The organism is Synechococcus sp. WH 7805 (genome assembly GCF_000153285.1).
Lineage (GTDB): Bacteria > Cyanobacteriota > Cyanobacteriia > PCC-6307 > Cyanobiaceae > Synechococcus_C.
This window is the reverse complement of record NZ_CH724168.1, coordinates 2552511-2565698: the sequence shown is the minus strand read 5'-3', so window position 1 is coordinate 2565698 and position 13188 is coordinate 2552511. Positions and strand designations below refer to the sequence as shown.

Sequence of the window (13188 nt, the reverse complement as noted above, 5' to 3'; positions counted from 1 at the left end):
CCCACTATGGATGTTCGGTTGATGGTCCTCTCACACGCCTGGCGTCGGCAGAGGGCGGCCAGTCAGAAGTCATCAGGCTTTTGAAGAGGCCGGTCCAGTGCTCAATCAGGACCTCACGCAGACGCTGCCCAAGGAATGCGTCGGCCCCACGGCTGTCTCCGACAACTCCGCTGTGACTGATGTCGGCTGTGAACCAGGCACAAGGGGCGGCACCCTCGAGGCTCCATCCGTCGGGAGGAGGCGTGGAGAATTGAAGGCCGTCGCAGGGGCGCTCCACGCCAACGAGATCAGGGGCAAGCGCCAGCATGAGACTTGTTTCTGCCAACCCTGCGTGCAATCCGTTCTGCAGCTCCTGGCGCGGGATCAAGGCCTCGAGCCCAGGGACCCCACTCCACAGAAAGCAGGGGAGCACGGCCATCGAAGGAGCCCGAACCGCCAGTTCCCTGGCCGCGGTCTGAAGCAATCCAATCTGCCCACCATGAGCGTTGAACAGCACAAGTCGCTTCACCTCCTGGTCCGCCAACTGCTCCCCCACCTCCACGACCAACCGGATCAGCAGGTCGGCACTGAGGCTCAGGGTTCCAGGAAAGCCGCGGTGTTCAGGAGACAGACCGATGGACTGAGGCGGGAGGGACCAGATCGGCCATTGGGCAGGGAGTGACTCCAGCACCCTGTTGAGGATCTGCTCCGCGAAGAGAGCATCTGTGGCGAGAGGCAGCTGAGGGCCGTGCTGTTCCAGGGCTCCGAATGGCCAGACCAGCGTTGAACGGTGAGCTTTCAGCCCTGACGCGGCATCAGGCCAATGCAGAAAATCAAGCCGTCGCGACCCGCGGGAGTCCGAGCATTCCATCGGCACTTCACCATTTCCTGTCAAAGTGGCTGATCAAGGACGACGGGTCCCATGGCCGGCACAGAACGTCAAAATTCATCTGAAGAATCCCCTAAGGCATTGACTCCCTCCCCTCAGCCGCCGAAGAAGCCCTTGCAGGTGATGCACATCAGCAAGCGTGAGGAGCAAGACCGTCTCCGCCGGGAAGCCGAAGAAGCCAGAGCTGCGGCAGATGCGGCGGCAGCGAAGGCAGAACAGCTCGAGCAGGCGGCCCGTGAAGCCGGGACGTCCCTTGCACCGCCTCCCCAGGCAGCCGTGCCTGCAGCTCCCCGCACAGCGGAACCCCAGGCGAGCCGATCACCCGATCACGACGATTTCGGCGGCATGACCATGGCCGATCTCATGGGTGGGTCTGAGCCTCGCCGGAAGCCTGCTCAAATGCAGCAGGCCCCAGGAGGGCTTCAGCGCAGTGTTGATGATTTCGACTTTGACGAGGATGCCTTCCTGGCTGCCCTGGACGAGAACGAACCCATCGGCACCACAGGCGAGGTGGTCACAGGAACGGTGATCGGGATGGAAAGCGATGGTGTGTATGTCGACATCGGTGGTAAAGCGCCTGGCTTCATGCCGAAGAGCGAGTGCGGGCTGGGAGTAATCACAAATCTCAAGGAACGTTTCCCGAAAGGCCTCGAGATCCAGGTGCTGGTGACTCGGGAGCAGAATGCCGACGGCATGGTCACCATCAGCTGCAGGGCCCTGGCACTGCGTCAAAGCTGGGACAAGGTGAAGCAGCTCGAGAAGGAGGGCAAGGTTGCCCAGGTGAAGGTCAGTGGTTTCAACCGTGGAGGCGTCACCTGTGATCTCGAGGGTCTACGTGGATTCATCCCCAGATCCCAGCTTCAGGATGGCGAGAACCATGAAGCGCTTGTTGGCAAGACCCTTGGCGTCGCCTTCTTAGAGGTCAATCCCGACACACGCAAGCTTGTGCTGTCCGAGAAAAAGGCTGCAACAGCGGCCCGCTTCGCCGAACTCGAAGTCGGTCAGCTGGTGGAGGGCCATGTGGCCGCAGTCAAGCCCTATGGACTCTTTATCGATCTCGGCGGCATCAGCGGACTTCTTCACCAGTCGATGATCACCGGCGGCAGTCTGCGATCAATACGGGAAGTCTTCGATCATGGTGACTCCGTCAAGGCGCTGATCACTGAGCTAGATCCCGGACGGGGACGCATCGCCCTCAACACGGCCATGCTTGAAGGGCAGCCTGGCGAGCTCCTCATCAATCGTGATGGAGTGATGGAAGAAGCGACCGATCGCGCCAACAGAGCTCGTAACGTCCTCAGGCAACAGGAACAGTCAGCTGGATGATCACCGCTCCGCAGACAGCCGGGAACAATGGAGAGCAATCCTCGGCCCAGAAACAGGCTGACTGGGAACTTGATTTCTATTCGAGACCGATCCTGGAAGCCGATGGGAAGAAGCGATGGGAACTTCTGATCACAAGCACTCCTACCCCGACAGAGCCGGTCTGTTTCCGCTTTGAAAAGCGCTGTCCGGCAGGAGATGTGAACTCCACCTGGCTAACTTCCGCACTTCGCGAAGCCCTGACCGCAGCCAACGAACAGGGATGGTTACAGCCCAAACGATTGCGCACTTGGCGCAGCGCGATGCGCACGATGGTGCAACGCGCAGCCAGCGAGCTGGGTCTGGAGATGATTCCAAGCCGGAGAACCTATGCACTCCTCGACTGGCTGGAGGAGCGAGAGCGCAGCGTGTATCCCCTGGATGAGGGGTTCATGGCCGGCCCGATCGCTCCACCTCCTGCACCGATTGCCACGCCTCCATTGCCCTTGCCTGAGGCCGTTCGGGGAGACGCCTGGTGCTGGGCAGCCCTGCCTTTGGGAAGTCTGCTTGAAGCCGGCGAATGGCCCATGGGATTCAACGATCTGCTTCCGATTCCAGAGGGGATGGATCCTGAGCTGCCGGTTCCAGGCCTGCGCCTCTTCAGCCAAACCCGCGCCCTGGCGCTGGCTGGCTGGCTTGGAGGCCTGGAACCGGTCCGATTGCGAGTAAGCAACCAGCAACTGGTGCTTGACGCCGGACAGGATGACAGTTGGCTGGTCAGCGACCTTGGCCAGATGGAGGCGAATCAGTGCCGTGAGGCCCTCATGGACTCGGTCAGCAGGGGCCGCGGCCTTCAGTTCATCTCCGTACAGACCACACCGGACAGCCAACGGTTTGATGGCTTCTGGATGCTCAGAGATCGACCCGAGATCTGAGCGTGGATCCAATCAAAACCAACGACTGCAATGGCGGACCCTTCCAGAGCCCTGACCGCTGCTTCAATGTTCTCGAGCAGTGGACATGGGTCGGCTGTTACGGGGGGTATTACCTCACCTCTGACCTCCTGCACGCAGCGGGGTTTGAACATGGTTTTTTCACCCGGCGCTGGCAGGGCCGGGGACCTGATGAACTCGCCGGCTACCTCTCAGCGGGCGCCAGTGTGCACCGTCCTCAACAAGTGCATGGCAACGTCGTTCTGCCAGCCTCGAAAGCGACTGAATCACCCTGGCCTGAGGCCGATGGGCTGGTGAGCGATCAAGGCGGGCAAAGTCTCTGGGTCTGCGGTGCTGACTGCACGCCTGTACTGATTGCCGATCCGGACACCGGTCACGCCTCGGCCTGTCACGCCGGATGGCGAGGCGTGGCCAGCAGGATTCTTCCGGAAGCGGTCTCTCAACTGGAAGCACTGGGTGCCCGAAAAGACCGCCTCCTGGTTGCGATGGGTCCTGCCGTGAGCGGTGAGCTTTATCAGGTTGAAGAGGCTGTGGCTGAGAAAGTTGGAGCCTCGTTAGGGAGCCGGCAGGCATCTTTCCAGGCCCTGGAACAGGACGGAATCATTCGTGATGATCCCCAGGACGGTCACTATCGCCTCGACATCCGCAGGGCCGCCTTCTCCCAGCTGGTGGACTGGGGCCTGCAAGCTGACAGGATCAGCTTGTGTCCTCTTTGTACTGTCGGCGAACCGGACCTCTTCCACTCCTGGCGACGCGACCAGGTCAAGGCGGTCCAATGGAGTGGCATCGTCGGTCAGGCCGCGGCCTGAATTCAGCCAGGGTCAGTTCGAGGGTCGTTCCAAAAGGCGCAAAGCCACAGCTTCAGCGACCCGGATCCCGTCAATCGCGGCGGACAGGATTCCCCCCGCGAACCCCGCACCTTCACCGGCGGGAGTCAAACCCGCAACATTGATCGACTCCAACGCCTCATCGCGCGGGATGCGCAGTGGAGACGATGTGCGCGTTTCGACGGCAGTGAGCACGGCATCAGGGTGGTCATATCCGGGGAGTTGATCCGCGAAGGCCGGCAGGGCCTCCCTGAATGCAGCAATCATCGTTTCTGGCAGCAGTTCGGCGAGATCTGCAGGACGTACACCTGGTTGGCAGGACGGGACCACAGAGCCGATGTCCTTGGACGCACGGCCCTTGAGGAAGTCTTCCAAGCGCTGGATAGGGGCGCTGTAATCGCCTCCTCCCAGGTCGAAGGCGCGGCTTTCAAGTGCACGTTGAAACGCCATACCCGCCAAGGGATCACCCAGGAAGCGGGCATGGGGTTCCAGGTCATCGTCCATGACCGGGATCACGAGCCCACTGTTGGCATTGCGCTCATTGCGGGAGTGTTGGCTCATGCCGTTCGTCACGACACGGCCCGCCTCCGAGGTCGCACCCACCACAAATCCGCCGGGGCACATGCAGAAGCTGTAGACGCACCGACCGTTGCTGGCGTGATGAACAAGCTTGTATTCGGCGGCACCGAGCAACGGGTGACCGGCGCAGTCTCCCCAGCGGGCGCGATCGATTAGGGCTTGAGGATGTTCGATTCGAACACCTACGGCGAACGGTTTGCGTTCCAGTGCAACGCCAACACGTTCCAACATCTCGAAGGTATCTCTGGCCGAATGTCCCGGCGCCAGAACCAGCTGGTCACAAGCCAGATGCGTGCCATCAGAAAGCCTCACTCCGGAGAGCTGCAACGGTTTCATGGCGGACGATGATCCTGGTTCGATCTCCAGTGCATCCACCCGGCTTCCAAAGCGCACTTCACCTCCCAGCGCTTCGATCCGTGACCGCAAGCCCCTCACCACGGTGGCAAGTTTGAAGGTACCGATATGGGGGCGATGCAGAGTGAGGATCTCACTGTTGGCACCGCAGGCAACAAGTTCCTCCAGCACTTTCCTGCCGTAGTGGGCAGGATCACTCACCTGGCTGTAGAGCTTTCCGTCGGAGAAGGTTCCTGCCCCTCCCTCACCGAACTGCACATTGGATTCTGGCTGAAACGCCGAGGTCCTTCTCCAGAATCCAAATGTGTCGGCACTGCGCTGCTTCACTGGCTGCCCCCGCTCCAGCAGAAGAGGCCGAAAGCCCATCTGAGCGAGCAGAAGTGCCGCAAAATAACCACACGGGCCAGCGCCGATCACAACAGGACGAAGCGGACCACCCGCGCAGGGGGACGCAGGAGCCTGCGCGACGTAGTGGTAGCGCTCATCAGGGCTGCGACGGATCCTGCGATCCTGAGCGAACCGACGCAGAAGGGCGTCCTCTCCGCGCACCTGCACGTCAACGCTGTAGATCAGGCGAATCCGATCGCGACGCCGCGCATCAATGCTGCGTTTCACCAGATGGCACTCGAGCAGGCGCTCCCGTGAAATTTTCAGGCAGCGAAGAACAGCTTGTTCCAGATCCTCATCCGTGTGATCAAGCTCCAGACGGAGCTCGCTCAGCCTCAGCACAAGTCCACTCTCCCGAGTCGTCCCCCTTGAAAACCTACCGACCGGGGATCCGGCGGATGGTGGCTTGCCCTGAAGGAGACTGTCCAGGGCGCAGCACCAGATCGCTTGCCGCACCAATCAGACGCACGGGCTGTCCGCCAAGACGATCCTCAATCGCATCACAAAGGAGTGTCGGCTCTTGGGCAGGATCCAGCCAACCCAGCGGGTCCCGGGTTCCCTCCGTTGAAACCGGTGGTGGGGCCAGAGAGGAGAGAGCCACCAGCCGTGCGGTATCGAACCCAGACGCCGCCAAAAGAGTGGGCTGTTCCCCACGTGAACGGCGATAGATGGACGCAAAGTCACCCCAACCGGGGCCATGGGCGGGCTGATCGAGAATGAGCTGTGGCCAGGAACGTTCAGACAGATCGCTGACGCGGTGATGAGGCAGCAACCAAACCCGAAGTAGGGCCTCAGGACGTTGTCCGAGACGGCCCGAAGCTTGAGCTCGATCCAGTTTCTGAGCCAGGACACTGTCATGAGCCGCGGCCAAAACGATGGCCTGAGGTCCCTTCCAGGACACATCCTTGAACAACCGTTCCAGAGCGGCCGCATCATCTGCACTGACCGTCTGTACCAGGGATGGTTCGTAAGAGTCCACAATTCCGCCATCCCCCTGGAAGGCCGAAACAAAACTCTCCGCTTGATCGGCACTCCGATCAGTCGGATCGGCCACCACCATCACCCTGCGAATGCCCTGGTCGAGAAGGTCACCGATCAGTTGATTGAGATCCTGCTGATACGGAGGAACAACCGGATGGAGGCGTCCTTCAGGATCCAGTTCAGCAAGGCTCCTGAGGGATTCTCCACGCTGATAGGGCAGTAGAACCCCAAGCTTGCGCTGGCTTGCGAGCTGGGCATAGATGGACAGATCAGCGGAGAAAGGCGCCACCAACACAGACACCTGTTGGCCAAGAAGAGCCGATGGATCATCTCCTGGAGCAACCGACAACCAGTCAACGGATGCAGGATCTACGCCACACGCCCTGACCTGATCCAGACCGACAGCAAACCCCGCCATGAATTCAGCATTCGCGCCAGAGCCACCACCGTTCGAAATGGCAACCACAGAGGATCTCGAGGAGGCACTGGCTGATAAGGCCTGGCAACCGATCACTGTGGCCAGAAGCACAAAGCCGGATTGCAGGAAGCGAACGAAAGGCGGCTGACCACCCACACACTCCTCGGGAGGAGACTCCGCAATGGGTTCATCCGATGCAGGGACCTTGGAAGGTGCTTGAGAAGGATGGGTCATGACAAAACGCACCCAGGTTTTGAACGTAGAGATTTCAGACTGGATCGTCGGGTTTTGTCACAGGATCTTGCGGTGTGTCTGGAGCATCCCCCTGAATCAGCAAGGCGAGACAACCGGCGAGAACAAGCAGAGCTCCCATACCCAGAGCAAGCGGTCGATTGCCGGAGGCAGCATCCCCCCAGATCGCTGTACTGAAGAATGCCGACCCGAGCAGGAAGCACGGGACCATCACGATGCCGGAGGCGATTCGGTTGCGCGCCATCTCAAGCAGGGGGACAGGTGGCGTGGGCCAGGCCCTCATCCACCAGAGCAGCACCCAGATCCTGTTCAACACCGATCGGCGTCACCCGTGCAAGGAGCACACCATCGACACTTCCTTCCGGACGAAGATTGACGCGTCGGCGACGGGGTAGTGTCCGGCGCAACCAGTCGACGGCCAGTTGCTGGTCCTCCGGGGACACCTCGATACAAGCCAAGCGAACGCTGTAATTGCGGTTGCGATCACCGACCTGCAGAAGCGTGGCTTCACGAACCTGAAGAACTTCAGCGGCCTGGGTGAGCAGGGGCTGAATCAAAAGCAGCATGAGCGCCAGTGCAACACCCAGGACATGACGCCCCATCACAGAGCACTGCCACAGGAAGGGCAGAAACGGTGATCACTGGAGGTGACGGCACCACAAGCTGGACAGTTGCGTTGGGTATCCATGGCCAATTCAGGATGAGAGGGTAAACCAACCATCTGGGCGTTGCTGCATCCCGGTGGCACCATCGGATAGCAGTTCTCCCCCCGTCGGACATGCACATCAACAATCGTGGGATGGGGTGAGGCGAGGGCTGCAGCCAGTCCCGACTTGAGCTCGGCACGTTCAACAATTTTGAGTCCCTCAACGCCGAAGGAGCGCGCCAGCATCTCGAAATCCGGCATTCCTCTCAGCATGTCGGATGCTGAATATCGCTCGTCATAGAAGCTTTCTTGCCACTGCCGGACCATGCCTTGCCAGTGGTTGTTCACGATCACCACTTTCACGGGCAAGTCGTACTGCGCGAGCGTGCCGAGCTCCTGAATGTTCATCAGAATACTGGCGTCGCCTGCGATACACACGACCCTCCGATCGGGACAGGCCACCTGGGCGCCGAGTGCCGCAGGCATGCCAAATCCCATCGTTCCCAGACCCGCACTGCTGATCCAGCCTCGGGGGCCATTGCGCAGGTACTGGGCAGCCCACATCTGATGCTGCCCCACATCGGTGGTGACGATGGCATCGGACGCCAGATCTCTGACCGCCAGAAGAACCTCCTGGGGGTAGATCGATCCTTCAGCAGGAGGGATTGTTAGGGGATAACGCTGTTTCCAGTCCTTGATCCTTTCGAGCCAGGCTGCGGTGCGAGGTTCATGTCCCTGTTGCAGGCTCAGTTCCACCAGAGCAGCCAAGCTGGCCCCGACGTCCCCGAGCACGGCCACATCCGCTCGCCTGTTCTTGCCGATTTCAGCAGGGTCGATCTCAAAATGGATCACCCGTGCCCGGGGGGCGAAGGTGTCGAGCTTGCCGGTCACGCGATCGTCGAAACGCGCTCCCACAGCAATGAGCAAGTCACAATCAGTGACCGCGAAATTGGCGTAAGCGGTGCCGTGCATGCCAAGCATGCCGAGCGCCAGTGGGTGGTTTTCATCAAAGGCCCCCTTTCCCATGAGTGTTGTTGTCACGGGGAGCTGATAGCGCTCCGCCAGCACCATCAGGCTGTCGTGGGCGGAAGCGGCGACAGCCCCACCACCCACATACAACAAGGGGCGGTTGGCCGTCTTGATCAGCGCAAGCGCGTCAGCAATCGCAGTGAGATCTGGAGGTGGAGTGGCGCTGAAACCGGCAGGAATCACCGTGCCCGGCTCAACGGGCTCGTAATCGAACTCCTCCTGTCCGACATCCTTTGGGATATCGATCAGCACCGGGCCTGGACGCCCGGAGGCAGCGATATGAAAGGCCTGGGCAACCACCGAGGCAAGATCCGCAGGATCGCGAACCACCCAGGAATGCTTCACGATCGGCAGGGTGATTCCGAAGATATCGGTTTCTTGGAAGGCGTCGGTGCCGATCGCCGTTCGGGGAACCTGCCCGGTGATCACAACCATCGGAACAGAATCCATCTGCGCCGTCGCGATGCCGGTGACGAGATTGGTGGCGCCAGGTCCTGAGGTACCGAAACAAACGCCGACGCGACCTGTTGCCCGCGCGTAGGCATCGGCGGCATGCGTTCCTCCCTGCTCATGCCGAACCAGCACGTGACGCAGCCACCCCTCGCTTTCCGCCACATGAAGAGCGTCATAGATGGGGAGGATGGCGCCGCCTGGATAGCCGAAGATCGTGTCGACTCCATGGCGACGCAAAGCGTCCATCAGGGCATTGGCACCGGTCATACGGCACCCATCCCCTAGTCCGGACGCTGCATCGACCTTGGGAGCGGAGGTCAGCGTCACAGCGGCATCACGACATACTGTTCATCAACATTAAGGTTCAACCTGCTTTCCTGCCCGGCGTTGAGGCGGCCTGTTGCAACCATCAGAGAAGCCCGAGGGCATGCAACGGTCCGTGACCACTGATCAGCTCGAAAAGAAACGCCGAGAATCCGAGCATGGCCAGGCGACCGTTCCAAACTTCAGAGCTGTTGTTCCAGCCCCATTCCCATTTCTCCTGCGGATAAAGCTTGACCTTCGTGGGCAGCTCAGCTGCAGCATCAAGACTGACTTCAGGGCCGTCCAGACTGGTTGCCACGAGATCGGCCAACCCTTCGATGAACGGCGGATAGGTATCAAGAGCTCGGACACGCCGGAAATTCACCACGCCAGCTTCCGTGGCCAACTCGCGATATTCAATGTCGATCTCTTCGAGAGTTTCGATGTGCTCGCTGACAAAGCTGATCGGCACCACGACCAGGTCGTTGATCTTGGCCTGACCAAGTTCCTCGAGCGCTTCCTCGGTGTAGGGCTTGAGCCATTCCACCGGGCCAACCCGGCTCTGGTAAGCGAGGGTGAAGGGATTCTCATGGCCCATCAGCTCGCCTAACGCCTTCATGATCAGATCCGTGCAGGATTCGATCTCCTGCTGATAGGGATCTCCCGCTTCCTCCACGTAACTCTTGGGAACACCATGAGCGCTGAAGAACACATGCGCTTGGGTGGGATCGTCGCTCTTGCGCACTTCCTCGGCGATCAACTCGGCCATCGCCCGCACATATCCCGGGTGATCGAACCAACTGCGGATGCATCGAATCGGCAGCTTTTCAAAGGATGCATCTCCCTGCCTCAGCCGCTGAAGCTCGCGGAAGCTCGAACCACTCGTGCTGATGGAAAAGTGAGGGTAGAGGGGCAGAACCACCACTTGATCCATGCCATCGGCCTTGATGTCGGCAACGGCGGATTCGGTGAAGGGATGCCAGTAGCGCATGGCCACATAGCTGGTGGCATCAATTCCGCGCTGACGCAGCAAACTCTGAAGTTCCCTGGCCTGCTGCTCAGTGATCCTCCGGAGCGGTGACCCTCCTCCGATGGAGCGGTAGGCCTCCTGGGACTTCCCACTTCGCAGGGTGCTGATCAACCAGGCCAGTGGCTTCTGCAGCGCCGGTATAGGCAACCGGATGATCTCCGGGTCAGCGAAGAGGTTGAACAGGAAGGGGCCTACGTCCTGAATGCGCTCGGGACCACCCAGGTTCAGCAGTACGACGCCGACGCGGGACATAGCAATCACACCGGGTTAAGGGGGTTGAGCGTAGCGGCCATTAACGCGATCCTTGGCGTCGGCGACACATTTATGGAGTTCGAGAAGGCGCTGGTTTCCGCCAATACACAGTTGGCGGCGCAGGGATCGAAACTGCGAATCGAGCAACGCGGCTCCCGCTTGAACCTACGCGGCGTGCTGCCATTGCGTCTGGATCCGGGGCAGACAAAACTCCAGCGCATTAGCCTCGGCGTCAAGGCAGACCCGGCGGGCCTCGACCATGCCCTGAATGCCGCATCCTTGGTTCGACTGCATATCGATCAGGGCTGCTTTGACTGGTCAGCCTGGTCATCCCGCCGAAGCGGTGCCAAAGCACTCGAGCCGCCCCACGCGGTTAACTCCGCCTTGAAGCGTTTCGAAAAAGCCTTTTTCTCAGATCCCAGGCGTCGCCGCTCTCCATCTGGCAGTCGCACAACCTGGAGCGGTGCGTACCTTCCTTACCTGCGCCGTCTGTCGAATCAGTCCGCTGACGGCACCATCAATGCCGATCTGTTGATGCAGACTCTCACGAGTTACGAAGACGGGAGCCGCAGTCGCCAGCAATGCGCCACAGCGCTTGCGGCCCTGGCCCGCTTCATGGAGATTCCGCTGCCTGATGACTGGCGCGAAGAAGCCGGAGGTTATGGCCTGCACCGGGCCCGGTTCCGCCAGCTGCCCACAGATCGCCAAATTCTCGAAACCGCACTCACCATCCCGAATCCAAGCTGGCGCCTGGCCTACGGCCTGATGGCCACCTACGGACTTCGCAACCATGAAGTGTTCTTCTGCGATTGTTCCGCGTTAGCCGAGGGCGGAGATCGCGTGCTGCGGGTCCTGCCCACCACCAAAACTGGCGAGCACCAGAGCTGGCCCTTCCATCCCGAGTGGGTCGAGCGCTTCGGCCTTCAACAGCTGGCCGACAACCCGAAAGCGCTACCGGCGATCCGCACCGACCTGCGACGCACCACCCTGCAGCAGGTGGGGCGTCGGGTGAGCGAGCAGTTCCGCCGCTATGCACTGCCGATCACCCCTTACGACCTGCGTCATGCCTGGGCCGTGCGCACCATTCACATCGGCCTGCCGGACACCGTTGCCGCCAGGATGATGGGCCACTCAGTGGCGATTCACACGCGCACCTATCACCACTGGATCACCCGCCGTGATCAGCAGCAGGCGGTAGATGCGGCCTTAGCCCGTCATCGAGCCTGACCCCCCCTTCCCTAGATGTCGTCATTTCTCCGCCCCCTGGCCTATCGCTATCGCTGGATTTACGACGCAGTGACGGCAGTGTCGTCCCTGAGCGTGGGCGGTGTGGAGAAACTGCGAGGGTTAGGCCTTGAAGCCCTTCAACCGCATCTACAAACTGGAGCTGCCGTACTGGATCTCTGTTGCGGCAGCGGCGAGGCAGCCGCCCCCTGGCTGGCTGCGGGCTTTGCTGTCACGGGCCTCGATGTCTCCCCTCGTGCCTTGCAGCTGGCCGCAACTCGCCACCCGATGCTGCAACGCGTGGAGGGCCTTGCCGAGGCCCCCCCACTGCGTTCCGGGAGTTTCAGTGCCATCCAGCTGAGCGTCGCCTTGCATGAGTTTCCACGCCGTGAGAGGGCGATGGTGTTGAGCAGTGCGCTACGCCTGCTCCAACCCGGCGGTTGGCTGGTGCTGGTGGATCTACATCCTGCTGGTCCTTGGCTGCGCCTGCCTCAGCAGATCTTTTGTGAGCTGTTTGAAACGGACACCGCGACCGCCATGCTGGAGGACGATCTGCCCTCCGAACTTCAGCAGCTTGGTTTCACATCTGTGAAGCAGGAGCTTCTCGCAGGGCAGGCACTGCAGCGGATCACCGCCATGCGTCCCATCCAAACCGAACAGCCATGAGTACGAAGGATCTCGATCAATCGGCAGCGGAGCTGGGCATGGGCGGCAAGCTTGCCCCTGAACCAGACGATGCCGGATATCGCAAACGGATGGAGCGACGCCAGCAGGTCCAGAAGCAGCGGGTGGAAGAACGCAACAAGGAAAAGGGCCTGATTCTCGTGTTCACTGGCCAGGGCAAGGGGAAAACAACCGCAGGACTGGGTCTCGTCTTGCGAATGCTTGGCCATGGTGAGCGGGTGGCCATCGTGCAGTTCATCAAGGGCGGCTGGGAACCGGGAGAGGCACGGGCGCTGAAAGCTTTCGGAGACCAGGTGCGCTGGCATGCCCTGGGCGAGGGCTTCACCTGGGAGACCCAAGACCGGGAACGGGATCAGCAGCTGGTGGAAACGGCCTGGAAAACAGCCCTGGAGTATCTGCGAGATGAAGCGGTGAAGCTGGTGCTGCTCGATGAATTGAATGTGGCTCTGAAGCTGGGCTACATCGATGCAGACACCGTCATAACCGGGTTGAGAGAACGGCCCGCGCTGACCCACGTAGCCGTGACAGGGCGAGGAGCCCCTGCAGAGCTTGTGGACGCTGCCGATCTGGTCACAGAAATGACCTTGATTCACCACCCGTTTCGCGAGCAGGGCGTTAAAGCGCAGATGGGTATTGAATTTTAGAG

Annotated in this window: 13 protein-coding genes; 6 read left to right on the top strand and 7 right to left on the bottom strand. The window is 60.7% G+C overall.

Going from position 1 to position 13188, the window contains the following annotated elements:
• Positions 1–4: 4 nt before the first annotated feature.
• Positions 5–850, bottom strand: a complete 846-nt coding sequence (locus WH7805_RS13125) for a creatininase family protein (protein WP_006043624.1) — start codon at positions 848–850, stop codon at positions 5–7.
• A 51-nt stretch (positions 851–901) separates the two neighbouring features.
• Here WH7805_RS13125 and WH7805_RS13120 point away from each other — a divergent pair, with 51 nt between their 5' ends.
• The 3 genes from WH7805_RS13120 to pgeF are packed head-to-tail and all read left to right on the top strand — an operon-like array spanning position 902 to position 3932.
• The gene (locus WH7805_RS13120) at positions 902–2194 is read left to right on the top strand and encodes a S1 RNA-binding domain-containing protein (RefSeq protein ID WP_006043623.1); all 1293 of its coding nucleotides are present in this window, start codon (positions 902–904) and stop codon (positions 2192–2194) included.
• Positions 2191–3105, top strand: coding sequence for a Tab2/Atab2 family RNA-binding protein (locus WH7805_RS13115; RefSeq protein ID WP_006043622.1), 915 nt, complete (start codon positions 2191–2193; stop codon positions 3103–3105). The genes WH7805_RS13120 and WH7805_RS13115 overlap by 4 nt, the downstream gene beginning before the upstream one ends.
• A 2-nt stretch (positions 3106–3107) precedes the next feature.
• Positions 3108–3932 (top strand): peptidoglycan editing factor PgeF, encoded by an 825-nt coding sequence (gene pgeF / locus WH7805_RS13110; RefSeq protein WP_006043621.1) that lies wholly within the window; start codon positions 3108–3110, stop codon positions 3930–3932.
• Between the two features lie 12 nt (positions 3933–3944).
• Here the strand turns inward: pgeF and WH7805_RS13105 are convergent, their stop codons facing one another.
• The 6 genes from WH7805_RS13105 to hemH form a co-directional block, all read right to left on the bottom strand.
• A complete protein-coding gene (locus WH7805_RS13105; RefSeq protein WP_006043620.1) occupies positions 3945–5612 on the bottom strand; it encodes an NAD(P)/FAD-dependent oxidoreductase in 1668 nt (555 codons plus the stop codon).
• A 34-nt stretch (positions 5613–5646) separates the two neighbouring features.
• Positions 5647–6903, bottom strand: coding sequence for a hypothetical protein (locus WH7805_RS13100; RefSeq protein WP_006043619.1), 1257 nt, complete (start codon positions 6901–6903; stop codon positions 5647–5649).
• A gap of 34 nt (positions 6904–6937) precedes the next feature.
• Positions 6938–7165 (bottom strand): GIVxVP protein, encoded by a 228-nt coding sequence (locus WH7805_RS13095; RefSeq protein WP_006043618.1) that lies wholly within the window; start codon positions 7163–7165, stop codon positions 6938–6940.
• A 1-nt stretch (position 7166) separates the two neighbouring features.
• Complete coding sequence (locus WH7805_RS13090) at positions 7167–7523, bottom strand: hypothetical protein (RefSeq protein ID WP_006043617.1); 357 nt, start codon at positions 7521–7523, stop codon at positions 7167–7169.
• Positions 7523–9376, bottom strand: a complete 1854-nt coding sequence (ilvB, locus tag WH7805_RS13085) for a biosynthetic-type acetolactate synthase large subunit (protein WP_255344571.1) — start codon at positions 9374–9376, stop codon at positions 7523–7525. Before ilvB ends, WH7805_RS13090 begins: the two co-directional genes overlap by 1 nt.
• An 82-nt stretch (positions 9377–9458) precedes the next feature.
• Positions 9459–10634 carry a ferrochelatase gene (gene hemH / locus WH7805_RS13080; protein ID WP_006043614.1) on the bottom strand — a complete coding sequence of 392 codons (1176 nt, stop codon included), beginning with the start codon at positions 10632–10634 and terminating at the stop codon, positions 9459–9461.
• 72 nt (positions 10635–10706) lie between these two features.
• Between hemH and WH7805_RS13075 the strand changes: the two genes are divergently transcribed.
• Genes WH7805_RS13075 through cobO form a run of 3 tightly spaced genes read left to right on the top strand, consistent with a single transcriptional unit; the run spans position 10707 to position 13186 of the window.
• Positions 10707–11861: a site-specific integrase gene (locus tag WH7805_RS13075; RefSeq protein WP_006043613.1), complete on the top strand. Its 1155-nt coding sequence runs from the start codon at positions 10707–10709 to the stop codon at positions 11859–11861.
• A gap of 15 nt (positions 11862–11876) precedes the next feature.
• On the top strand, positions 11877–12524 hold the full coding sequence (locus WH7805_RS13070) for a class I SAM-dependent methyltransferase (RefSeq protein ID WP_006043612.1): 648 nt from the start codon (positions 11877–11879) through the stop codon (positions 12522–12524).
• Positions 12521–13186 (top strand): cob(I)yrinic acid a,c-diamide adenosyltransferase, encoded by a 666-nt coding sequence (gene cobO, locus WH7805_RS13065; RefSeq protein WP_006043611.1) that lies wholly within the window; start codon positions 12521–12523, stop codon positions 13184–13186. Before WH7805_RS13070 ends, cobO begins: the two co-directional genes overlap by 4 nt.
• Positions 13187–13188: the final 2 nt, after the last annotated feature.

Bases quoted from the DNA above. Each gene is read 5' to 3' on its own strand.
- WH7805_RS13100 (WP_006043619.1), bottom strand. From the start codon at position 6,903: ATGACCCATCCTTCTCAAGCACCTTCCAAGGTCCCTGCATCGGATGAA.
- WH7805_RS13075 (WP_006043613.1), top strand. From the start codon at position 10,707: ATGGAGTTCGAGAAGGCGCTGGTTTCCGCCAATACACAGTTGGCGGCG.
- WH7805_RS13120 (WP_006043623.1), top strand. From the start codon at position 902: ATGGCCGGCACAGAACGTCAAAATTCATCTGAAGAATCCCCTAAGGCA.
- WH7805_RS13125 (WP_006043624.1), bottom strand. From the start codon at position 850: ATGGAATGCTCGGACTCCCGCGGGTCGCGACGGCTTGATTTTCTGCAT.
- WH7805_RS13095 (WP_006043618.1), bottom strand. From the start codon at position 7,165: ATGGCGCGCAACCGAATCGCCTCCGGCATCGTGATGGTCCCGTGCTTC.
- WH7805_RS13115 (WP_006043622.1), top strand. From the start codon at position 2,191: ATGATCACCGCTCCGCAGACAGCCGGGAACAATGGAGAGCAATCCTCG.
- WH7805_RS13090 (WP_006043617.1), bottom strand. From the start codon at position 7,523: ATGGGGCGTCATGTCCTGGGTGTTGCACTGGCGCTCATGCTGCTTTTG.
- cobO (WP_006043611.1), top strand. From the start codon at position 12,521: ATGAGTACGAAGGATCTCGATCAATCGGCAGCGGAGCTGGGCATGGGC.
- hemH (WP_006043614.1), bottom strand. From the start codon at position 10,634: ATGTCCCGCGTCGGCGTCGTACTGCTGAACCTGGGTGGTCCCGAGCGC.
- WH7805_RS13070 (WP_006043612.1), top strand. From the start codon at position 11,877: ATGTCGTCATTTCTCCGCCCCCTGGCCTATCGCTATCGCTGGATTTAC.